16 protein-coding genes and 3 pseudogenes are annotated in these 21,743 nt (G+C 61.1%); 5 read left to right on the top strand and 14 right to left on the bottom strand.

Annotated elements, in window-relative coordinates:
* The first annotated feature begins 45 nt into the window (after positions 1–45).
* The 5 genes from ACI77H_RS20125 (at position 46) to ACI77H_RS20105 (ending at position 5,772) form a co-directional block, all read left to right on the top strand.
* A complete protein-coding gene (locus tag ACI77H_RS20125; RefSeq protein WP_407013465.1) occupies positions 46–1,710 on the top strand; it encodes an AMP-binding protein in 1,665 nt (554 codons plus the stop codon).
* Between the two features lie 16 nt (positions 1,711–1,726).
* Entirely contained in the window at positions 1,727–2,488 is a 762-nt protein-coding gene (locus ACI77H_RS20120) for an SDR family NAD(P)-dependent oxidoreductase (RefSeq protein WP_407013464.1), read from the top strand.
* Between the two features lie 12 nt (positions 2,489–2,500).
* Complete coding sequence (locus ACI77H_RS20115) at positions 2,501–3,694, top strand: acetyl-CoA C-acyltransferase (RefSeq protein ID WP_407013463.1); 1,194 nt, start codon at positions 2,501–2,503, stop codon at positions 3,692–3,694.
* Positions 3,695–3,856: 162 nt separating this feature from the next.
* Positions 3,857–4,984, top strand: a complete 1,128-nt coding sequence (locus tag ACI77H_RS20110) for an acyl-CoA dehydrogenase (RefSeq protein WP_150634331.1) — start codon at positions 3,857–3,859, stop codon at positions 4,982–4,984.
* Between the two features lie 14 nt (positions 4,985–4,998).
* Complete coding sequence (locus ACI77H_RS20105) at positions 4,999–5,772, top strand: enoyl-CoA hydratase (RefSeq protein ID WP_150634332.1); 774 nt, start codon at positions 4,999–5,001, stop codon at positions 5,770–5,772.
* 123 nt (positions 5,773–5,895) lie between these two features.
* On the opposite strand, the gene ACI77H_RS20100 is transcribed toward ACI77H_RS20105, so the two are convergent.
* The 14 genes and pseudogenes from ACI77H_RS20100 to arnB form a co-directional block, all read right to left on the bottom strand.
* Positions 5,896–7,047: an acyl-CoA dehydrogenase family protein gene (locus ACI77H_RS20100; RefSeq protein ID WP_407013462.1), complete on the bottom strand. Its 1,152-nt coding sequence runs from the start codon at positions 7,045–7,047 to the stop codon at positions 5,896–5,898.
* A gap of 3 nt (positions 7,048–7,050) precedes the next feature.
* The gene (locus ACI77H_RS20095; protein WP_407013461.1) at positions 7,051–8,157 is read right to left on the bottom strand and encodes an enoyl-CoA hydratase/isomerase family protein; all 1,107 of its coding nucleotides are present in this window, start codon (positions 8,155–8,157) and stop codon (positions 7,051–7,053) included.
* 247 nt (positions 8,158–8,404) lie between these two features.
* The gene (locus ACI77H_RS20090; protein WP_407013460.1) at positions 8,405–9,112 is read right to left on the bottom strand and encodes an HPP family protein; all 708 of its coding nucleotides are present in this window, start codon (positions 9,110–9,112) and stop codon (positions 8,405–8,407) included.
* Positions 9,113–9,271: 159 nt separating this feature from the next.
* A pseudogene (locus ACI77H_RS20085) lies at positions 9,272–10,450 on the bottom strand (MFS transporter).
* A 169-nt stretch (positions 10,451–10,619) separates the two neighbouring features.
* Positions 10,620–11,157: pseudogene (locus ACI77H_RS20080) on the bottom strand (MmgE/PrpD family protein); the annotation flags it as partial.
* 54 nt (positions 11,158–11,211) lie between these two features.
* Entirely contained in the window at positions 11,212–12,813 is a 1,602-nt protein-coding gene (locus ACI77H_RS20075) for an ArnT family glycosyltransferase (protein ID WP_407013723.1), read from the bottom strand.
* Positions 12,799–14,189: pseudogene (locus tag ACI77H_RS20070) on the bottom strand (UDP-glucose dehydrogenase family protein); the annotation flags it as partial. The pseudogene ACI77H_RS20070 and the gene ACI77H_RS20075, both read right to left, overlap by 15 nt.
* Complete coding sequence (arnF, locus tag ACI77H_RS20065; protein WP_407013459.1) at positions 14,186–14,587, bottom strand: 4-amino-4-deoxy-L-arabinose-phosphoundecaprenol flippase subunit ArnF; 402 nt, start codon at positions 14,585–14,587, stop codon at positions 14,186–14,188. The gene arnF and the pseudogene ACI77H_RS20070, both read right to left, overlap by 4 nt.
* Positions 14,584–14,928 (bottom strand): 4-amino-4-deoxy-L-arabinose-phosphoundecaprenol flippase subunit ArnE, encoded by a 345-nt coding sequence (gene arnE / locus ACI77H_RS20060; protein ID WP_407013458.1) that lies wholly within the window; start codon positions 14,926–14,928, stop codon positions 14,584–14,586. The genes arnF and arnE overlap by 4 nt, the downstream gene beginning before the upstream one ends.
* On the bottom strand, positions 14,925–16,574 hold the full coding sequence (gene arnT, locus ACI77H_RS20055) for a lipid IV(A) 4-amino-4-deoxy-L-arabinosyltransferase (RefSeq protein WP_407013457.1): 1,650 nt from the start codon (positions 16,572–16,574) through the stop codon (positions 14,925–14,927). The genes arnE and arnT overlap by 4 nt, the downstream gene beginning before the upstream one ends.
* Positions 16,571–17,458, bottom strand: coding sequence for a 4-deoxy-4-formamido-L-arabinose-phosphoundecaprenol deformylase (gene arnD / locus ACI77H_RS20050; protein ID WP_407013722.1), 888 nt, complete (start codon positions 17,456–17,458; stop codon positions 16,571–16,573). The genes arnT and arnD overlap by 4 nt, the downstream gene beginning before the upstream one ends.
* Positions 17,455–19,446, bottom strand: a complete 1,992-nt coding sequence (arnA, locus tag ACI77H_RS20045; protein WP_407013456.1) for a bifunctional UDP-4-amino-4-deoxy-L-arabinose formyltransferase/UDP-glucuronic acid oxidase ArnA — start codon at positions 19,444–19,446, stop codon at positions 17,455–17,457. Before arnA ends, arnD begins: the two co-directional genes overlap by 4 nt.
* Complete coding sequence (gene arnC / locus ACI77H_RS20040) at positions 19,443–20,462, bottom strand: undecaprenyl-phosphate 4-deoxy-4-formamido-L-arabinose transferase (protein WP_407013455.1); 1,020 nt, start codon at positions 20,460–20,462, stop codon at positions 19,443–19,445. Before arnC ends, arnA begins: the two co-directional genes overlap by 4 nt.
* Positions 20,459–21,607, bottom strand: a complete 1,149-nt coding sequence (gene arnB, locus ACI77H_RS20035; protein WP_407013454.1) for a UDP-4-amino-4-deoxy-L-arabinose aminotransferase — start codon at positions 21,605–21,607, stop codon at positions 20,459–20,461. The genes arnC and arnB overlap by 4 nt, the downstream gene beginning before the upstream one ends.
* Positions 21,608–21,743: the final 136 nt, after the last annotated feature.

Genomic DNA, 21,743 nt, shown 5'->3' with positions numbered 1-21,743 from the left:
GTTACGGTTCCCCCAACCTAATAAAAATACACAGGGATTCTGGCAATGCGCGATTACTTGTCTGCCACTTCACAGTTCAATTATCAGCACACCGTCGACGCCGCACTCGCGGGCGATCTGACGGCCCTCAATGCCTGTGTCGAGTGTTGCGACCGGCATGCGTTGCCAGGTCGTATCGCGCTGTTCTGGGAAGGCCGCGACGGCGCCAGCGCGACGTACACGTTCAGCGACTTGCAGACCAAAGCCGCGCGTTTCGCCAACTTCCTCCTGGCGCAGGGTGTGAAGAAAGGCGACAAGGTCGCCGGCCTGCTGCCGCGCAATATCGAATTGTTGATCACCGTGTTCGCCACCTGGCGCATCGGCGCGGTGTATCAGCCGCTGTTCACCGCGTTCGGCCCCAAGGCCATCGAACACCGCTTGAGCAGTTCCGGCGCCAAAGTGGTGGTGACCGATGCGGTCAACCGCTCGAAACTCGCTGAAGTCGCCGACTGCCCGACTATCGTCACCGTCGGCGGTGCAAAGGGCGAGGGCATTGTCCGTGGCGATTTCAGTTTCTGGGCCGAACTGGCCAATTTTTCCTCTGACTGCGAACCCGTGCTGCTGACCGGCGAAGACCCGTTCCTGCTGATGTTCACCTCCGGCACCACCGGCCCGTCGAAAGCGCTGTCGGTACCGCTCAAGGCAATCGTTGCATTCCAGAGCTACACCCGTGACGCCGTAGACCTGCGCCCGGAAGACGCGTTCTGGAATGTCGCCGATCCAGGCTGGGCCTACGGTATCTATTTCGGCGTCACCGGACCGATGTCGATGGGGCATCCGATCACTTTCTACGATGGCCCATTCACCCTCGAAAGCACCTGCCGGGTGATCAACAAGTACGGCATCACCAACCTCACCGGTTCACCGACCGCCTATCGCCTGCTGATTGCCGGTGGTGACGCGTTCGCCAAATCGATCAAAGGCAAGCTGCGCATTGTCAGCAGCGCCGGCGAGCCGCTGAACCCGGAAGTGATCCGCTGGTTCGCCGACAACCTCGGCGTAGTCATTCACGACCACTATGGCCAGACCGAATTGGGCATGGTCCTGTGCAACCACCACGGCCTCGAGCACCCGATCCACATGGGGGCCGCCGGTTTTGCCTCGCCAGGTCACCGTATTGTGGTGCTGGACGACGAGTACAAGGAACTGGGGGTCGGCCAACCCGGCATCCTCGCCGTCGACCGCACGCAATCGCCAATGTGCTGGTTCGGCGGCTACGAAGGCGCGCCGACCAAGGCCTTCGTCGGCAACTATTACCTGAGCGGCGACACCGTCGAGTGGAACCCGGACGGCAGCATCAGCTTCGTCGGACGTAGTGACGATGTGATCACCACCTCCGGCTACCGCGTCGGGCCGTTCGATGTCGAAAGTGCGTTGATCGAACACCCGGCCGTGGTCGAAGCCGCCGTGGTCGGTAAACCCGATCCAGAGCGCACCGAACTGGTCAAAGCCTTCGTCGTGCTCAGCGCGCAATACCGCGCTGCGCCGGAGTTGGCCGAAGAGCTGCGCCAACACGTGCGCAAGCGTCTGGCTGCGCATTCGTACCCGCGTGAAATCGAATTTGTCAGCGAGTTGCCGAAGACCCCAAGCGGCAAATTGCAGCGCTTTATCTTGCGCAACCAGGAAATCGCCAAGGCTCAAGAGGCCGCGGCGAAGAACGTTTCAGCTTGAATCGAAGGAAACAATGATGCAGATCGAAAACAAGGTTTTTCTGGTCACCGGCGGTGCTTCCGGGCTCGGTGCGGCCACCGCTGAAATGCTGGTCGCGGCCGGTGCCAAAGTGATGTTGGTGGACATGAACGCCGATGCGGTTGCGGCTCAGGCTGCACGCCTCGGTGCGCAAAGCGTGGTCGCGGACATCAGCAACGAAGCGGCGGCGGAAGGGGCGGTGCAGGCGACGGTCAAGGCTTTCGGTGGCCTCAACGGTCTGGTCAACTGCGCCGGCATCGTGCGTGGCGAGAAGATCCTCGGTAAAAACGGTCCGCATGCACTGGCCAGTTTCAGCCAGGTAATCAACGTCAACCTGATCGGCAGTTTCAACATGCTGCGCCTGGCGTCGGCGGCTATCGCCGAAACCGCGCCGGATGCCGATGGCGAGCGCGGGGTGATCATCAACACCGCGTCGGCTGCGGCCTACGATGGTCAGATCGGCCAGGCAGCGTATGCCGCGTCCAAAGGCGCGATTGTCAGCCTGACCTTGCCGGCCGCCCGTGAGCTGGCGCGCTTCGGTATCCGCGTGATGACCATCGCTCCGGGCATTTTCGAAACACCGATGATGGCCGGTATGACCCCGGAAGTCCGCGACTCGCTGGCGGCGGGTGTGCCATTCCCGCCGCGCTTGGGCAAACCGGCCGAGTACGCGCAGCTGGCAAGGCATATCATTGAAAACAGCATGCTCAATGGCGAGGTGATCCGTCTCGACGGTGCCTTGCGCATGGCCGCCAAGTAAGGAGGATTTGTCATGACCCTTTCCCACGATCCGATTGTTATCGTCAGCGCCGTTCGTACCCCGATGGGCGGTTTCCAGGGCGAACTGAAAAGCCTGACCGCGCCGCAACTGGGCGCTGCCGCGATTCGTGCTGCTGTTGAACGCGCCGGCGTGGCGCCGGATGCCGTAGAAGAAGTGCTGTTTGGTTGCGTGCTGCCCGCCGGCCTCGGCCAGGCCCCGGCCCGGCAGGCTGCACTGGGCGCCGGGCTGGATAAGTCGACCCGCTGCACCACTCTGAACAAAATGTGCGGTTCCGGTATGGAAGCGGCGATCCTGGCCCACGACATGTTGGTCGCCGGCAGCGCCGATGTTGTCGTCGCCGGCGGCATGGAAAGCATGTCCAACGCGCCATACCTGCTCGACCGCGCCCGCAGCGGTTACCGCATGGGCCATGGTCGTGTGCTCGATTCCATGTTCCTCGACGGCCTCGAAGACGCCTACGACAAAGGTCGCCTGATGGGCACCTTCGCCGAGGATTGCGCCGAAACCAACGGCTTCAGCCGCGAAGCTCAGGATGCGTTTGCCATCGCTTCGACCACCCGCGCCCAACAGGCGATCAAGGATGGCAGCTTCAAGGACGAGATCGTGCCGCTGACTGTCACCGTCGGCAAAGAGCAAGTGCTGATCAGCCAAGACGAGCAGCCACCGAAAGCCAAATTGGACAAGATCGCCTCGTTGAAACCGGCGTTCCGTGAAGGCGGCACCGTTACTGCGGCGAACTCCAGTTCGATCTCCGACGGTGCGGCGGCACTGGTACTGATGCGCCGTTCCGAAGCTGAAAAACGTGGTTTGAAGGCGCTGGCAGTGATCCATGGTCACGCGGCATTCGCCGATACGCCGGGCCTGTTCCCGGTGGCACCGATCGGCGCGATTAAGCGCCTGATGAAGAAAACCGGCTGGTCGCTGAACGACGTGGATCTGGTTGAAGTCAACGAAGCCTTCGCCGTGGTCGGCATGGCGGCAATGACCCATCTGGAAATCCCCCACGAGAAACTCAATGTGCACGGCGGTGCTTGCGCACTGGGTCACCCGATCGGTGCGTCCGGTGCACGGATCCTTGTGACCTTGCTCTGGGCCCTGCGCCAGAAAGGCCTGAAACGCGGCGTTGCGGCGATCTGCATCGGCGGCGGCGAGGCCACGGCGATGGCTGTGGAATGCCTTTACTAAGGCAAACGCCTATCCCTGTGGGAGCGGGCTTGCCCGCGAAGGCGGTTTTCCAGACACCCATGATGTTGTCTGACAGATCGCTATCGCGGGCAAGCCCGCTCCCACAGGTTCTGCGTTTCAACCTTCAGGCGTGTGTACGAAGGCTAATTTTAAGGATTCACCATGATTCCCAATGACGACCAACAACAGATCCGCGACATGGCCCGGCAATTCGCCGAGGAACGGCTGAAACCGTTCGCTGCCGAGTGGGACCGTGAGCACCGTTTTCCCAAGGAGGCCATCGGCGAAATGGCTGAGTTGGGCTTTTTCGGCATGCTGGTGCCGGAACAGTGGGGCGGCTGCGACACCGGTTACCTGGCCTATGCGATGGCCCTGGAGGAAATCGCCGCCGGCGATGGCGCCTGCTCGACCATCATGAGCGTGCACAACTCGGTCGGTTGCGTGCCGATCCTCAACTACGGCAACGACGACCAGAAAGAACGCTTTCTCAAACCGCTGGCCAGCGGTGCGATGCTCGGCGCCTTCGCGTTGACCGAACCGCAGGCCGGCTCCGACGCCAGCGGCCTGAAAACCCGTGCGCGTCTGGAAGGCGATCACTACGTTCTCAATGGTTGCAAGCAGTTCATCACTTCCGGGCAAAACGCCGGGGTGGTGATTGTGTTTGCGGTGACGGACCCGAGCGCCGGCAAACGCGGGATCACTGCGCTGATCGTGCCGACCGATTCACCGGGCTACAAAGTCGCCCGCGTCGAGGACAAGCTCGGTCAGCATGCGTCCGACACTTGCCAGATTCTGTTCGAAGACGTGAAAGTCCCGGTCGCCAATCGACTCGGCGAGGAGGGTGAAGGCTATCGAATTGCCCTGGCCAACCTCGAAGGCGGCCGCGTCGGCATCGCTTCGCAATCGGTCGGCATGGCCCGCGCCGCGTTCGAAGCGGCCCGGGATTACGCCCGTGAGCGCGAGAGTTTCGGCAAACCGATCATCGAACACCAGGCCGTCGCGTTTCGCCTCGCGGACATGGCGACCCAGATCGCCGTCGCCCGGCAAATGGTGCATTACGCTGCGGCGCTGCGTGACAGCGGTAAACCGGCACTGGTCGAAGCGTCCATGGCCAAGCTGTTCGCCTCTGAAATGGCCGAAAAGGTCTGCTCCGCAGCGTTGCAAACCCTCGGCGGTTACGGTTACCTGAACGACTTCCCGCTGGAGCGGATCTACCGCGACGTGCGGGTCTGCCAAATCTACGAAGGCACCAGCGATATTCAACGCATGGTCATTTCGCGCAGTCTTTAAGAAGGAGCCCCCTTGTGAGTTACGAAACGATTTTGCTGGAAACCCACGGCCGTGTCGGCCTGATTACCCTGAACCGTCCGCAGGCGCTGAACGCGTTGAACGCGCAGATCGTCAGCGAACTGAACCACGCCCTCGATGGCCTGGAAGCCGATTCGAACATCGGTTGCATCGTGCTGACCGGCTCGAAAAAAGCCTTTGCCGCCGGTGCCGACATCAAGGAAATGGCCGAGCTGACCTACCCGCAGATCTACCTCGACGACCTGTTCAGCGACAGTGACCGCGTGGCCAATCGCCGCAAGCCGATCATCGCCGCCGTCAACGGCTTTGCCTTGGGCGGTGGCTGTGAACTGGCGCTGATGTGCGACTTCATCCTGGCCGGCGACAACGCTCGGTTCGGCCAACCGGAAATCAACCTCGGCGTGTTGCCGGGCATGGGTGGCACCCAACGCCTGACCCGCGCTGTGGGCAAGGCCAAGGCCATGGAAATGTGCCTCAGCGGTCGGTTGATCGATGCGGTGGAAGCGGAGCGTTGCGGGATCGTGGCGCGGATCGTGCCGGCGGACGAATTGCTGGACGAAGCGCTGAAAGTCGCCGCATTAATCGCCAAGAAGTCGCTGCCGATAGCCATGATGGTCAAGGAAAGCGTCAACCGTGCATTCGAAGTGAGCCTCTCGGAAGGCGTGCGCTTTGAGCGTCGGGTGTTCCATGCGGCGTTTGCGACGCAGGATCAGAAGGAAGGGATGGCGGCGTTTATTGCCAAGCGTGAAGCGGAGTTCGTCGGCAAATAATGCGGCGTCCTCGCGGACGCCATCGCGGGCAAGCCCGCTCCCACAGTGGTTGGCGGTGATCACAATGGTTGTGTCCACCGCAGAACCCTGTAGGAGCGGGCTTGCCCGCGATGCTTTTAAAGGTCACACCAGGTAGTTTTTCAGTTCGCGGGCAATCACCATCCGCTGTATCTCGCTCGACCCTTCATAAATCTGCGTGATCCGCGCATCCCGGTAGTAACGCTCCACCGGGTAATCCTCCAGATACCCGTAACCGCCATGGATCTGCATCGCTGACGAGCAGACCTTCTCGGCCATTTCCGAAGCAAACAGCTTGGCCTGCGAAGCCTCCGACAGACACGGCTTGCCGGCACTGCGCAGCCGTGCAGCGTGCAGGATCAGCAACCGGGCCGCATTGAGGCGGGTGTGCATGTCGGCCAGCATATTCGCGATGCTCTGGTGCTCGATGATCGGCTTGTCGAATTGCACGCGATCACGGGAATAGGCCAGCGCCGCTTCGAACGCCGCACGAGCAATGCCCAGCGCCTGGGCGGCGATGCCGATGCGGCCGCCTTCGAGGTTCGAGAGGGCGATGGCCAGGCCTTTTCCGCGTTCACCCAACAGATTGGCTTCAGGAATGGTGCAGTTGCTCAACGTCACCGCGCAGGTATCGGAGGCGCGAATGCCCATCTTGTGTTCGGTGCGATCAACGATGAAACCGGCGGTGTCGGTCGGCACCAGAAACGCCGAGATCCCACGCTTGCCCAGATCAGGGTCGGTTACGGCAAACACGATCGCCAGTTTCGCCCGTTTGCCGTTGCTGACGAATTGCTTGGCGCCGTTGATGACCCACTGGCCGTCGCGCAGTTCGGCGCGGGTGCGCAGGTTGTGCGCCTCGGAACCAGCTTGCGGCTCGGTCAGGCAGAAGCAGCCAATGGCCTTGCCGCTGGCCAGATCCGGCAACCAGGTCTGTTTCTGTTCGTCGGTGCCGTAGTTCATCACCGGACCGCACCCCACGGAATTGTGGATGCTCATCAGTGCGCCCGTGGCGCCATCACCGGCGGAAATTTCCTCAACCGCCAAGGCGTAGGCGACGTAATCGACATACGTGCCGCCCCATTCCTCGGGCACCACCATGCCCAACAGCCCCAGTTCGCCCATCTTCGCCACCAGGCCGTCATCGATCCAGCCGGCCTTTTCCCAGGCTTGCGCGTGGGGCGCGATTTCGCCGCGGGCAAAGTCCCGGGCCATGTCGCGGATCATGACTTGCTCTTCGCTCAATTCGATATCGTGCATGGCTCAGCTCCCGCTCCGGTCAAACCCTGTGAAAAAGCTCGCGACGTGCCCGGCGTCCAGCGCCTGCAAGGTCGGCGGGTTCCAGCGCGGGGTCTTGTCTTTGTCGATCAGCAGGGCGCGCACGCCTTCGATCAGGTCGCCGCGCTCGAACCACTGACGGTCGAGGTGCAGCTCAAGGGCAAAGCAGTGTTCCAGGCTCAGATGCCGACCGCGCCGCAACATTTCCAGAGTCACACCCATGGCCAGCGGTGAACGGCTTTGCAGCAGGTCGGCGGTGGTGGTCGCCCATTCATGGCTGTCGGCAACCGTGACCTCGCGCAGTTGCTCAACAATACTCGGCACGTCGGGCAGGGCGAAGAAGTGATCGATGGCCGGGCGCAGTGCTTTCAATGGCGCATCGGGCAGTTGCTGCACAGCGAGTTGGGCCAGCAGGCCTTGCAGGTCCTTGAGCGGCGTGTCGTGCCATTCGAGCTGATCGAGGCGCTCGTCCAGCGCGCTCAGCTTGTGACTTTCCAGGTACCAGTTGGCCAGGCCGCAATAGAGTGCATCCGCCGCACGGATCTGCACGCCGCTGACGCCCAGGTAGATCCCCAGTTCACCGGGAATGCGCGGCAGGAAGTAGCTACCGCCGACGTCCGGGAAGTAACCGATGGCGACTTCCGGCATCGCCAGACGGCTTTTCTCGGTAACCACGCGTAAATCGGCGCCTTGCACCAGCCCCATGCCGCCGCCCAGGACAAAGCCGTCCATCAGGGCAAGAACCGGTTTGCAGTAATGGTGAATCGCGAGGTCGAGGGCATATTCCTCGACGAAGAAATTTTCGTGCAACGTGTCGCCGTTTTTGAAGCTGTCGTACAGCGAGCGAATGTCACCGCCGGCACAGAAGGCTTTCTCGCCAGCACCGCGCAAGACCACCGCGTGAACAGTCGAATCCTGCGCCCAGGCGTCGAGCTGACGCTGCAGATTGCGCACCATGTCGAGGGTAATGGCGTTGAGGCCGGCGGGGCGGTTGAGGGTCAGGTGACCGATGTGGTTGCGGACCTCGGCCAGTACGTCGTTTGGCGTGGCATCCATGGACGAAGTCCGCGGAGAAGAAACCTGAGCAGTCATCACTAACTCCCTGCTTTTATTGTTCTTTATAGAGAAGCTCGCGCGCGAGCGATGCAGGATCGTAACAGTGCAAATTTATGATGTACAACCGGGATATGTGCAGGTGCTAATTGCATTTTTGTAATGACCATAACTCATGCCCAAAGTGGGAGCGGGCTTGCTCGCGAAGACGGTGTGTCAATCAACTTTGATGTTGGCTGACACACCATCTTCGCGAGCAAGCCCGCTCCCACAGGGTTCTGTTGAGTCAGGTTCTACGGCTCAGCACTTCACCAATACTGCGGCGTTTAGCATGCAACTCACTGGCCTGAATCAGCTGTTCAAGGTCCTCTGGCGTGACGTCAAAGAACGCTTCCATGTCCGCCAGCGCCCGTTTCAGGTCCTGGGCAGTGATCGCCTGGCTGTCGATGGGCGGATGATCGGCCGGCACCACCGCCACTGGCTCGCTGGCGCGCCTGGGGTAACGGATGCGCGTCAGGTTGTTGTACACGAGGGCGCTGAACAACATCGTCGAGGCGCCGAGCATGACCGGGCCGAGGGCTTTCCAGTCCAGCGCGATGGTCGCCGGATCGGCCAGCACCAGCGTCAGGGCCAATGCACCGGCCGGCGGGTGCAGGCAACGCAGCCAGCACATCAGCATCAGCGCCATGCCTGCGGCGAGGCAAGCGCTGCCAAGGGTTCGCCCGAGCACGTGAGCGGCCAGCAACGCGATCACCCCCGCGCTCAGGTAGCCGCCGAGAATCGACCAGGGTTGCGCCAGCGCCCCGGAGGACACCGCGAACAACAGCACCGCCGAGGCGCCCAAAGGACCGATCAGGTGCTGCGCCACTTCGATGCCGAACACCTGTGAGCAAAGCCAGACGCTGAACAGCGTACCGAGGGCCATGCCGATGGCGGCGCGGCTCCATTCAGACGGTCGAGTGTTGATGGCAACGGGTAACCAGCGAGCGAACATAAGATGAACGGTCCGATGCAAAAAACGAGGTAAAAAAAAGGCTTAGCTGGGATACCCAGAAAGCCCTTGAAGTCGTTCCAACTATTGGGGGAGGAACGAGGCACAGTGTGCCGCTCATTCCAGGCAGAGACAAATTCATATTAATGCAGTTTCAGTGCATTAATTTTGCTGTAACGCCACCCGCCGACCACTCATGAAACACAGCAAGCCGCCCATGGCGGTCAACGCGCTCAGGGCGTAAAACATTGTCGGCGCCGGGGTGTGTATCAGCAGGAAGCCGCAAATCACCGGGCTCAGGGCCCCGCCGAGGGCCGCCAGGTTTTGTGCGCCGTAGTAACTGCCGCGTAGTTCTTCCGGGGCCAGGGTGTCGACGAACAGGAATTCAGCGGGGTAAATGATCATTTCGCCGAGGGTGAAGATGAACATGGCGATGCACCACGACACCAGGCTATCCGCCAGGCTGAAGCCGATCAGGCCGACGATGAACAGGCTGGTACCACCGGCGATCCAGTAGCGCAGTTGTTCACGCTTGAGGAAACGGCCGATCCGGTATTGCAGCAGGATCACGCTGATGGCGTTGCAGGCGAGCAGGGCGGCCATGGATTCCAGAGCGCGTTTGGAATCGTGGGTCACCAGCAGGTATTGCGACAGCTACAGGGTGAAACGCCCGTGAACCACGGTGCTGAGCAGGCAGCCGCAGGTGAACATGATCAGCGTGCGGTCGTTTTTCAGCGTGACCAGGGTTTTCAGAAAACTTTGCGGCTGGCCGATCGCCGGTGTCTGGCTCGAATCCTTCGGGATCCCGCTCATCAGGAAGATGCTGAAAAATGCAATGCCACCGGCAATCAGGAACGGTGCAATCGGATAGACACCCGCGATCACCACGCCGAGCATCGGCCCCGTGGCGTAACCGATGTTGGTCAGGGTGTAGCGCAGGGAAAAGGCCTTGGCGCGCTGACCCATGGGCAGGTTTTCGCTGAGGATTGCCTTCGAGCCGATCAGGAACAGCGCCGAAGCGGTTTCGGTGATCACCAGGGTCAGGGTGGTCAGGTAGAGGTTTTCGGCGAAGGTCAGCAACACGAAGCCGATGGCGCTGGAGAGCATGGAGAGGATCAGCAGCCGGCGCTTTTCGAGGCGGTCGATGATGTAGCCGCCGTAGAGCGCAAGCAGGGTGGCGATGAACACCGCGATGCCCAGCAGCAAGCCAACGTCCTGTTGGTTGAGGCCCAGTTTGTTGCTCAGGAACAACGTGAGCAACGGGCTGGTGATGGCGCGGCTGACGACGATGGTCAGTGACACGATCATCAACCGGCGGACAACAAGCGAGTAAGTGGCCACGGTGGGGCAAATGTCCTTATTCAGATATCGATTGTGGTGACCGCTGCGCGGTCAATCGCCGGCAAGCCGGCTCCTACAGGATTTTTGTCGGTCAGATAACCGTGGCTCGACGCGAACCTTGCAGGAGACCGGCTTGCCGGCGATGAGGCCGTCACGAATAGCGAACAACTCAAGACAACCACCGATCCAGCGCAGCCACCGATTCAAGCTGTTCCAACCGCCACAACTGTTCGATCAGCTCTTCAGCCTGCCGCCTCGGCATCACCCGCACCGCCAGACTGAAAAACTTCTGCTCCAGCGCCTCGTCACTCAACGGATTACCCGGAGCACCCAATGGCGGGTCGACGCACAGACTCGCCCGCCGACCGTCCACCGTCCGCACGCTCACCACGGGCTCGCCATCCTCTGACAGTTGTGGGTCCACTTCAAGACGAATGCGCGACATCCACTGAGCAATCCGTGGATCACGCCGCTGCTCATCGTCATACGCCTCCAGCCGGCAATGCCCATGAACCAACCGTGCAGCGAGGGCGGTCGGCAAGCTCATCTGCGCCGCCGCGAGGCTGCTTACGTCCCGAGCACCAGACATGTCCTGCAGAAACCCCGCACAGCGACACCTGAATGTCCTCGACCTGATCGGCACTGACGTGCAGTTGATTCAGCAACAGCCCCAACGCGTCGATGGCCGAATGGGTTCCACGGCCTGAGTCGCAAGCCCTGGTGATGATGCATACCCGACAGTGGCTGACAGCAACTTTCAGTTACAGGGGGTGTTGCAAGTGCAGCAGGACGAAATCGTTTTTGTCGAAGCGACCTTTCAAGGCCGGCGGCAGGGTCCCTAGAGGTGTGCCCTGTAAGGCACGGTAGTCACTTTCATCCATCATCAACCACGCGGGTTCTTTGAGGTTTTCCAGTTCCTGGATCGACTCGGTGAACACCGGCTGCAAGTCCTGATCAATGTTGACCATGAACTTGATCGCCTTCGCGTCTTTACCCATGCGGTGTAACACCAGCGGCGCCCTATCTTTTTGAACCGTGGCCCATATTGCATGGCTGAATGACCGGGTGTCGTAGAGCTGGCGTTCGACCGGTTCAAACACCGCAATGTAAACCGACCACAGCGACAGGACTGCGCAAACAGCCAGCGCCTCTGCGTACCAGCGCGACCGGAAAAGCATCATCAGCCCGATCACTTGCAGTATTCCGAGCAAGATCAAGACCGCCGTCAGGTTGACCAACAGGTCGGGGTAACGCCGCTGTGCCACCAGCAACCCTGCGAATAGCAGCCCCGGCATCAGTAACCAGATGACTTGCATCAAGCCCCGTAACCCCCTCAATACCCGGCCCTGTGCCATTTGAAACGGATACGCGGCAATGATCGCCGTCATGGGCAACATCGGCAGGAGGTAGCGGGCCTTTTTCGCCTGAGGAATGGACAATCCAACCATCACGATCAACCCGGCCGCCGTACAGTACTGCAACAAGCGCAGCGTCGGCCCGGCCTGGCGCGGGTTTGTCAGCCAGACGGCGGCTAATACCAACAATGCCAGCGGATAGGCGAGCGCATAGTTGCCCAGCGAACTGGTGAAGTAATACAGCGAGCCGCTGACACCTTCACTGCCGTCCAGGCGCCCCATGAACTGCATGCGTATCACGTCCTGCATGAACACGGGACCGCCAATGATCGAGGCCAGCCATAACAAAGTACCGACGCACAGCCCCAGCAGGACCGCTGCCATCAATCCGAAACCCAACAGCCGCGACCATTGGCGATCAACCAGGTAATAACTGCAGAGCATGCCGGTGGGAATGACCAGGCCGATCGGCCCACGAACGCCGAAGCCCAGCAGCAACAGGGCAAAGATCAGCGGCCAGCGGCGGGGCGCCGCAAAATGATCGGCGGCGTACCCCAGGTAGAACACCGCAAACGCCACGGCCGCCAGCATCAAGTCCTGGGACACGGCGCGGGTTTCGGTGACGAAGGTATTGGTCAGCAGCATCAGGGCAATACTGATCAGCGCCCATCGCGGGGAGTAGGGCGCCAGCAAGCGATATATCAGCGTGACGATCACCGCCCCGGCAATGGCGCTTGGAAGCCAGGCGCTTAAGCTGTTGACCTGCCCCAATGGCAGTGACAACAGCCAGATGAACAGGGTCGAGAGCGCCGAATAGTCGGCGTAAGGTTCGCCGTAGGTGGTGGGGAAAACCGTCGGCCCGTGCCGCAGCATCTCCTGCGCAAACAGCACGAACCGCGAATCGAAGCCGATCGCGGCCTGTTGGTAAACCCCGGCACTGAACAGCCCCAGCGCCAACAGCCCAATCACCCAGGACTGTCGGCGGATGCCGGGCGACTGCGTGATCAAGCGACGACCGACGCCGCCGGCCATTGCTGATGCGGAATCGGCAACTTGCGCGATTCACCGCGGCCCATCGGAAAGTACATAAACCCGTTGCGCGCCAACCGGTCTGCGTCGTACAGATTGCGTCCATCGAAGATCACCGGCGCCTTCAACCGTTGCTGAATCAGGTTGAAATCCGGCGCCTTGAACTGCTGCCACTCGGTGCAAATGATCAAAGCATCGGCGCCGGCCAACACCGATTCAGGGGTGCCCATCAGCATCAATTTCGCTTCGTCCGGGTACAACTGCTGGGTTTCCTGCATTGCTTCCGGGTCGAACGCCCGCACGCTCGCGCCGGCGGCCCACAGCGATTCAAGGAGAACCCGGCTAGGGGCGTCGCGCATGTCATCGGTGTTCGGTTTGAACGCCAGGCCCCACACGGCGAAGGTCTTGCCGCGCAAATCGCCCTTGTAGAACGCGTTGATGCGTTCGAACAACTTGTGTTTTTGCCGCTGGTTGATGGCTTCCACCGCTTGCAGTAAATCGCTGGAGCAATGCGCCTCTTCGGCGCTGTGGATCAGGGCGCGCATGTCCTTGGGGAAACACGAGCCGCCATAACCGCAGCCGGGGTAAATGAAGTGATAGCCGATGCGCGAATCGGCGCCGATGCCCAGGCGTACCGATTCGATGTCGGCGCCCAGGTGTTCGGCCAGTTCGGCGATCTGGTTGATGAAACTGATCTTGGTCGCCAGCATGCAGTTGGCGGCGTACTTGGTCAGCTCGGCGCTGCGCAGGTCCATGAACATGATCCGGTCATGGTTACGGTTGAACGGCGCGTAGAGGTCGCGCATGACATCGCGCACGTCATCGTTTTCGCAGCCGATGACGATACGGTCCGGACGCCGGCAATCGGCGACGGCCGAACCTTCTTTCAAGAATTCCGGGTTGGAGACGATCTCGAACTGCAGCAATCGGCTGGCCTTGACCAGGCACTTGTCGATGTGGGCGCGCAAGGTATCGCCGGTGCCCACGGGAACCGTGGATTTCTCCACCAGAATCACCGGCTGCTCGCGGTGACGGGCCACCGCTTCGCCCACCGACAGCACGTACCGCAAGTCCGCCGAACCATCGTCCCGGGACGGCGTGCCTACCGCAATGAACAACACCTGACCGTGCTGCACCGCGAGTTTTTCATCGGTGGTGAACTGCAACCGCTTGGCCTCCAGGCTTTCGCGCACCAGGCTGGCCAGCCCCGGCTCGAAAATGCTCACGTGGCCTTGTTGCAGCAATTCGACCTTCTTCTCGTCGATGTCCATGCAGACCACATCGTGGCCGACTTCAGCCAGGACAGCGGCCTGCACCAGGCCAACGTAACCGCTACCAAATACACTGATTTTCATAGGTCACTCCTGAGTGTGGGCGCGTGGGCGGGACGAGCGTTGATGGTGATAACGCCCAGAATGACCAGGGCCACCCCGAGGCTTTTGGAAAGGCTGAAGTCTTCGTTGAACACCGGCAGGACGGCGGCGAGCAGGTACACCAGCGCGTAGCTGATGCTCAGCAGCGAGTACGCCCGGCCCAGCGGTACATCGCGCAGGGCCACGAGCCAACTGAGCATCGACAGGGCATAGGCGAGGATGGCGCCCAGCACCACCGCGACGGCGGTCGGGTCGATACTGGCGGTCAGCAAGTGTTCCGGTGGCGGCAGGCGCGTCATGCTCCAGCGCATTCCCAACTGCGCGGCACTGGCGAGCAGCACACTGCCCAGCGCGAAGGTGATGCCGCGGCGCAGGTTCATGTGTTCAACCCCAGTAGAATCACGCCACCGATCACCAGCGCCACGCCTGACCAGTGGCGGCGGTCGATGGATTCGTGGAAGACGAAGCGAGCGATCAGGGTGATCAGTACGAAATTGAGGCTCAACATCGGATAGGCGACGCCGACTTCCAGGCGCTGCAACACCAGCAGCCACACCAGCAAACCCGCGCCCAACGCGGCGAGGGCCAGCCACAGCCATGGCGAGCGCAGTTTTTTGCCCCAACCCGACGACGTGCCGCGCCAACTCTCCACGGCGTACTTCTGGGCGATCTGGCCCAGACAGGTCAGCAGGCAGGCCGCCAATACCAGCAACAGGCTCATGACGCACCCTGAGGGAAAATCAGAATCACAAGGTTGCCTTGCTCATAGCGTTTGCCATCCTTGGGCAAGCGGTCGATTTCACGCAGCTCGTCTTCACCCTTGACCCGCATCAGCACGCCCACCGAGCCACGCTGACGGGCGTCGTGCATCCACTGTTGAACGCGATCAGGGTCGACGCGCTGCGACGCGCCGTCAGGATAAGCGAGGCCATATTTCAGTTCGCCTATCGTGTTGTACAACGCCACGTCCGCGCGTTTCAGGCGCCAGGCCAGGGCCGAGGCGGCACCCAGATCGTTGCTCAACAACGCGCCGGTCTCGCCGAGTTCCCGAGCATGCTCAAGGACAAACTGGTCGGGCATTTTGTTCGCTACCACCGATTCGGGCATGGCGGCCGGCAAGACCCCGATCAGCAGCAGACTGCCAAACGCCGGCGCCGCCCAGCATTGCAAGGGGCGAAACGCTTGCAGCAAGTTGGCCATGATCCAGCCGATCAAGCAGATGAATACCAGCACCAGGCTGTGCAGTTCATGGTCGTAGAGCGGTTTTTTCAGTTGCAGATAGACCAGCGCGAGCAGGGCGGTGATGCCCAGAATCAAATTGAGCAGGCCATTGAAACCCAGCCCCCGGCCTTGCTCCAAGCGCAGGCGATCAGCCAGCGTGTGGCCCAGCAGCAAGGCCAGGGGCAGCAGGCACGGCAGGATGTAGCTGGGCAACTTGCCGTTGCTCAGGCTGAAAAACAGCAGCGGCATCAGCAACCACAGCAGCAGAAAAGCAATGTTTGCCTGCCTGCGGGTTTGCCACGCCTGACGAAGTGCCGACGGCAACAGCGCCATCCACGGCAAACTGAATGCCACCAGCAACGGCAGATAAAACCACCATGGCGCGTCATGCTGAGCGTCGTCGCTGGCGAACCGACGGATGTGCTCGTGCCAGAAGAAGAACCGCCAGTAATCGGGTTCCTGCGCGTGTATCGCCAAGGCCCACGGCAGGCTCACGACGACGGCCACGACAATCGCAACCGGGCCATAGATCAACAATTCACGCCAGCGTTTTTGCCAGAGCATCCAGGGCAGGGCGATCAGCACCGGCAACAGCCAGGCCAGAAAGCCCTTGGTCAGAAAACCCATGCCACAGGCCAGGCCCAGGGTTGCCCAAGCGAGCAGGCGCCGAGCGCGGGTGGCACTGTCCAGCGCGAACCACAAGGCGACCAGACTCAGGTTGACCCAAAAAGTGAACTGCGGATCGAGGTTGGCGTAACCGGCCGCGCCGGCAACCACGGTGAAACTCATGTACAACAGTGCGCAGGCAAAACTTTTGCGCGGCTCGTTCCACAATCGGCGGGCGATCAAGTAACACAGCATCACACTGAGCCCGGTGCTGAGCGCCGAAGCAATCCGCACACCGAACAGGTTGTCGCCAAACAGTGCCTGACCGAGGGCGATCATCCAGTACCCGGCCACCGGTTTTTCAAAATAGCGCAGGCTCATGAAGTGCGGCGAGACCCAATTGCCGCTCAAGAGCATGTCCTGGCTGATCTGTGCGTAACGGGTTTCGTCGGGAATCCACAGGCCGTGTGTGCCCATCGGCAGCAGATAGCCCAGCAAAAACAGGCCCAGCAACAGCGGTAATACCCAGCGTTGACTCATATGCCTTGCACTCCCAGCCAGCCTTCACGACCTGCGAACGTACCGCGCACCACGCGACCGGCCGGCAAGGCCTCCGGTGCCAGCGGCAGCAATTCGCCCAAGGGTTGAAACGCGATCCCGCGCCCGCGTGCATCGGCCAGCAATTGACGGAAAGCGTCGGCCAGCAGAATCCCTTCCACTTCGGCATGTACCGTATAGACGTTGAGTTTTTCTGCGGCAAACCGCTCAAGCATGAACGCGTTGAAGTCTTTGACCGAAACGCTTGGGCCGACCACCTCGTCGAAAGTCGGCAGGTCCACCGGGATCTGCGGCGTACCCAGCCCGCCCCCGGCCAATGTCGGGCGGAACAGGCTGTGGCCACGACAATCACTGTTGTAGCGAAAACCGAAGCCTTGTTTGGCCTCGATCACGCGTGCGTCGGCGCGCCAACCGGCGGCGGCCGAGCACTGGACTTTTTGCCCGAGGATGTCGCTGAGCGTGTCCACGCCCTGGCGAATCTGCTCAATCAACTGCGCGTCGCTCCAGTGCCCGGCATTGGCCTGCCAGCTGTGGTGATCCCAGGCATGCAGACCGACTTCATGCCCGGCGGCGAGGGTCTGACGCATCAAGTGCCCGAGGTCGCGGCCGATCGGTTTGCCCGGCCACGCGGTGCCGGCCAGCAAGATGTCCCAGCCGTACAGCCCGGCGGCGTTGGAACGCAGCATCTTCCACAGGAACTGCGGGCGAATCAGGCGCCACAAATGACGGCCCATGTTGTCCGGCCCGACGCTGAAGAAAAACGTCGCTTTGACCTGGGCTTCATCGAGTATCTCCAGCAGCCGTGGCACTCCATCACGCGTGCCACGGTAGGTATCAACATCAATCCGAAGGCCTGCCTGCATCAGTGTTTGTCCGCGATTTCGAGCATCGCTTCACGCAAGAAGAAATCCAGGGTGTTGCCGATGGTTTTGCTCATCTCCACGGTCGGCGCCCAGTCCAAAAGACGCTTGGCGTTGTCGATGCTCGGTTTGCGGTGGGACACGTCTTGATAACCGGTGCCGTAAAACGCCTTGCTTTCGACGTCGCGGAACCCGGCGAACGGTGGGAAGTTGTCGCGCAGCGGATGCGCTTCGAATTGGCGCAACAGTTCCTCGCCCAACTGACGGATGCTGGCTTCGTTGTCCGGGTTGCCGATGTTGATGATCTGGCCGTTGCAGGCATCGTTGTCGTTATCGATGATCCGCGCCAGCGCTTCGACGCCGTCGGCGATGTCGGTGAAGCAGCGTTTTTGCTCACCACCATCAAACAGTCGGATCGGTGTGCCTTCCACCAGGTTCAAAATCAACTGGGTGATCGCCCGGGAGCTGCCGATGCGCGCCGAGTCCAGTCGGTCGAGGCGCGGGCCCATCCAGTTGAAGGGGCGGAACAGGGTGAAGTTCAGGCCTTTCTGGCCGTAGGCCCAGATCACGCGGTCGAGCAATTGCTTGGAGGTCGAGTAGATCCAGCGCTGCTTGTTGATCGGCCCGACCACGAGGTTGGAAGTGTCCTCGTCGAAGTTGGCGTCCTGGCACATGCCATAGACTTCCGAGGTCGAGGGGAAAATCACGCGCTTGTTGTATTTGACGCAGTAGCGAACCAGTTTCAGGTTTTCTTCAAAGTCCAGTTCGAACACGCGCAGCGGGTTGCGCGTGTATTCGATCGGCGTGGCAATCGCCACCAACGGCAGGACCACATCGCACTTCTTGATGTGGTACTCGATCCACTCGGAGTGAATGCTGATGTCGCCTTCGACGAAATGGAAATTCGCATGACTGCGCAAACGTTCGATGGCGTCCGAACCAATGTCGAGCCCATAGACCTCGTATCGGTCATCGCGCAGCAACCGCTCGGACAAGTGATTGCCGATGAAACCGTTGACGCCGAGGATCAATACCCGAGTGCGCCGTGGCGCGCGCCCGGATTCGGCACCGCGCAGCACGGAACCGTCGACCAGACCGAGCTCGCTGGCCAGTTGCGGGCCACTCAGGTACAAGCCGTTGTCGTTGCGTTGACCGGCGCGGATCACCAGCGAATCTTCGCCACAGGCAATGCGCAACGGGTCAACGCTGATGACCCGGCCCGGTGCCTGGCCTTCGTTGCCCTTGACGACGTCGGCGCTCCAGACGATCAGTTTGTGCTCGCCCACAGCGCAGAACGCGCCCGGATAAGGCTGGGTCACGGCGCGCACCAGATTGAACAGGTGTTCGGCCGGGCGCTTCCATTCCAGTTTTCCGTCCGCGGGGGTGCGACGACCGAATACCGTGGCCTGGGATTCGTCCTGCGCGGTTTCACTGACTTTGCCCTGAAGCAAGGCTGGTAGCGTGTCGCGCAACAGATCGGCGGCGGCCCCGCGCAACTTGCCGTGCAGGCTCAGCGCCGTGTCGCTGCGGTCGATTGCCACCCGTTGTTGAGCAAGGATGGCGCCGGCGTCGGCTCGTTTGACCATGCGGTGCAGGGTCACGCCGGTTTCGCTTTCGCCGTTGACCAGCACCCAGTTGGCTGGCGCACGCCCGCGATAACGCGGCAGCAACGAACCGTGCAGGTTGAACGCGCCTTTACGGGCCGTGGCCAACAACGGTTCGCTGAGCAGGTGGCGGTAGTAGAACGAGAACAGGTAATCGGCGTTGAGCTTGCTGATGCGTTCAATCCACAGCGGATGATTGACGTCTTCCGGCGCATGCACGGCAATGCCGTGGCGGGCGCACAGTTGCGCAACCGAGCCGTAGAACGCGTTTTCCTGCGGATCATCGGCATGGGTGAACACGGCGGCAATCTCGTAACCGCTGGCGAGCAGGGTTTCGATGCCGACACAGCCAATATCGTGATAGGCGAAGACAACAGCTTTTGCGCTCATGAGTGAACCTGATCTGAAGAAGAGGAAGTGAGACCGTCAACGGTGACAACGGGCGCCGGGGTGGCCGGCTGGCTGCGCAGGACTTTTTCGATGAAGAACCGCGGACGGGCGCGGACGTCGCTGTACATCCGCCCGAGGTATTCGCCCAACAGGCCCATGCCGATGAATTGGCCACCGGTGAACACGAACAGCACGGCGAACAGCACAAACGTGCCGTCACCCGCCCAACTGGCACCGAAAGCCAGCCGCAGCACGATCAGCGCTGTGGCGAATACCAAACCCAGTCCGGCCATGGCGAAGCCGACGATGCTCAGCAGCCGTAGCGGAGTGGTGGTCATGCAGGTGATCAGGTCGAACATCAGATTGATCAGGCGCATGGGGCTGTACTTCGATTCGCCGTATTCGCGCTCGGCGTGAGTCACCAGGATTTCCGTGGTGTGTCGGGCGAAGCTGTTGGCGAGGATCGGAATGAACGTACTGCGTTCGCGGCAGGCGAGCATGGCGTCGACAATGGTCCGACGGTACGCCCGGAGCATGCAGCCGTAGTCGCTCATGGCGACGCCCGTGGAACGCTGCACCGCGAGGTTGATCAGTTTCGACGGCCAGCGGCGCAGGGCCGAGTCCTGGCGATTGCTGCGGACCGTGGCGACCACGTCATAGCCGAGTTCGGCCTGAGCCACCAACCGTGGAATTTCTTCGGGCGGGTTTTGCAGATCGGCATCGAGGGTGATGACGACATCGCCCTTGCACTGCTCGAAACCGGCCATGATTGCCGCGTGTTGGCCGTAATTGCGGTTGAGAATGACTGCCACCACCGGACTGCAATCGCGGCTGGCGGCCTCTTCCAGGATTTGCGCCGAGTGGTCGCGGCTGCCGTCATCGACCAACACGATTTCGTAGTCATGGTGCAATTTCTGGCACGCCGCTTCGGTGCGCCTGAGCAATTCAGGCAGGCTGTCCTGCTCGTTGTAGACCGGGATGACAATCGACACGCAACGGATCGGATAAGGTTTCACAGGCGTCTGTCCAATGTGTTTTCAATGGCGCTGACCACTCGGTCGACGTCGTCGAAGGTCATGTCGGGGAACAACGGGATCGAACACAGGCGAGCCGAGTTCCATTCGGTGTTGGGCAGGTAGATGTTGGGGAATCGCTGACGGTAGTAGGTGTGCAGGTGCGTAGCGATGAAGTGAATGCCGGTGCCGATATTGTGTTCCTGCAAGGACTTCATGAACGCCTCACGGTCCAGTCCACAGCGTTCGGCGTCGATACGCAGGATGAACAGATGCCAGGCGTGCTGATGCGGGTAGGCCGCAATGGCCAGCGGTTGCACCGGTGAGCCTTCCAGCCGTTGCAGGTAAGCCTTCGCCAGCTCAGTACGCTTGGCGTTGATGTCGTCCAGACGCTGCAATTGCACCAGCGCGATGGCGGCATTGATGTCGGCCAGGTTGTATTTGAACCCCGGCTCGATCACCTGGGCCTGGGGTTTGCGGCCATGGGTCAGGCGGTCGTAGGCATCGACGCCGAGGCCGTGAAACTTGAGCATGCGCACCCGACTGGCCAGTGTTTCATCATCGGTGACGAACATCGCGCCCTCGGCGCAGGTCATGTTCTTGATCGCGTGGAACGAGAAGATCGCCGTGCCCTCAGCGCCGACGTGGCGGTTTTTGTAGCGGGTTCCTGCCGCGTGGGCCGCGTCTTCAATAACGGCGATACCGTGTTTATCGGCCAAGGCGTAGAGCGGGTCGAGATCGAACGCCGCGCCGGCGTAGTGCACCGGAATGATCGCCCGGGTGCGCGGGGTGATGGCCGCTTCGATGTGCTCGACGCTGCTCATCAGCGTATCGCGGTCAACGTCGACAAACACCGGCGTTGCGCCCAGCAGGCAAATCATGTTGGCGGTGGAGACCCAGGTCTGGGAGGGTGTGATGACTTCGTCGCCGGGACCAATACCCAACGCCAGTAACGTGACATGCATGGCACCGGTGGCGGAGGACAGTGCCACGGCATGGCGGCAACCAACATAGTTGGCGAAGTGTTCTTCGAGTTGCTGGTTTTTCGGCCCGGTAGTGATCCAGCCAGAGCGCAAAACTTGCTCTACGGCCGCAATTTCCTCATCGCCGATACTGGGGCGGGAGAAGGGGAGAAAAGCCTGGTTCATGGGCACCTCAAGGCTGTTGGCTCAGTGATGTAACGCTCGAAAATCGTTGGATCCAATGACAGCTTAGTCGAATAAATGAAAGCTGCATCAATGAGTTAATTCATCATGCTGACATTCCGCTTTCATTGACTTTTCC

The sequence above is a fragment of the Pseudomonas sp. O230 genome (assembly GCF_045447035.1).
Taxonomy (GTDB): domain Bacteria; phylum Pseudomonadota; class Gammaproteobacteria; order Pseudomonadales; family Pseudomonadaceae; genus Aquipseudomonas.
Note: the sequence above shows the minus strand (reverse complement) of the source record. Positions and strands in the feature narration are given on the sequence as shown.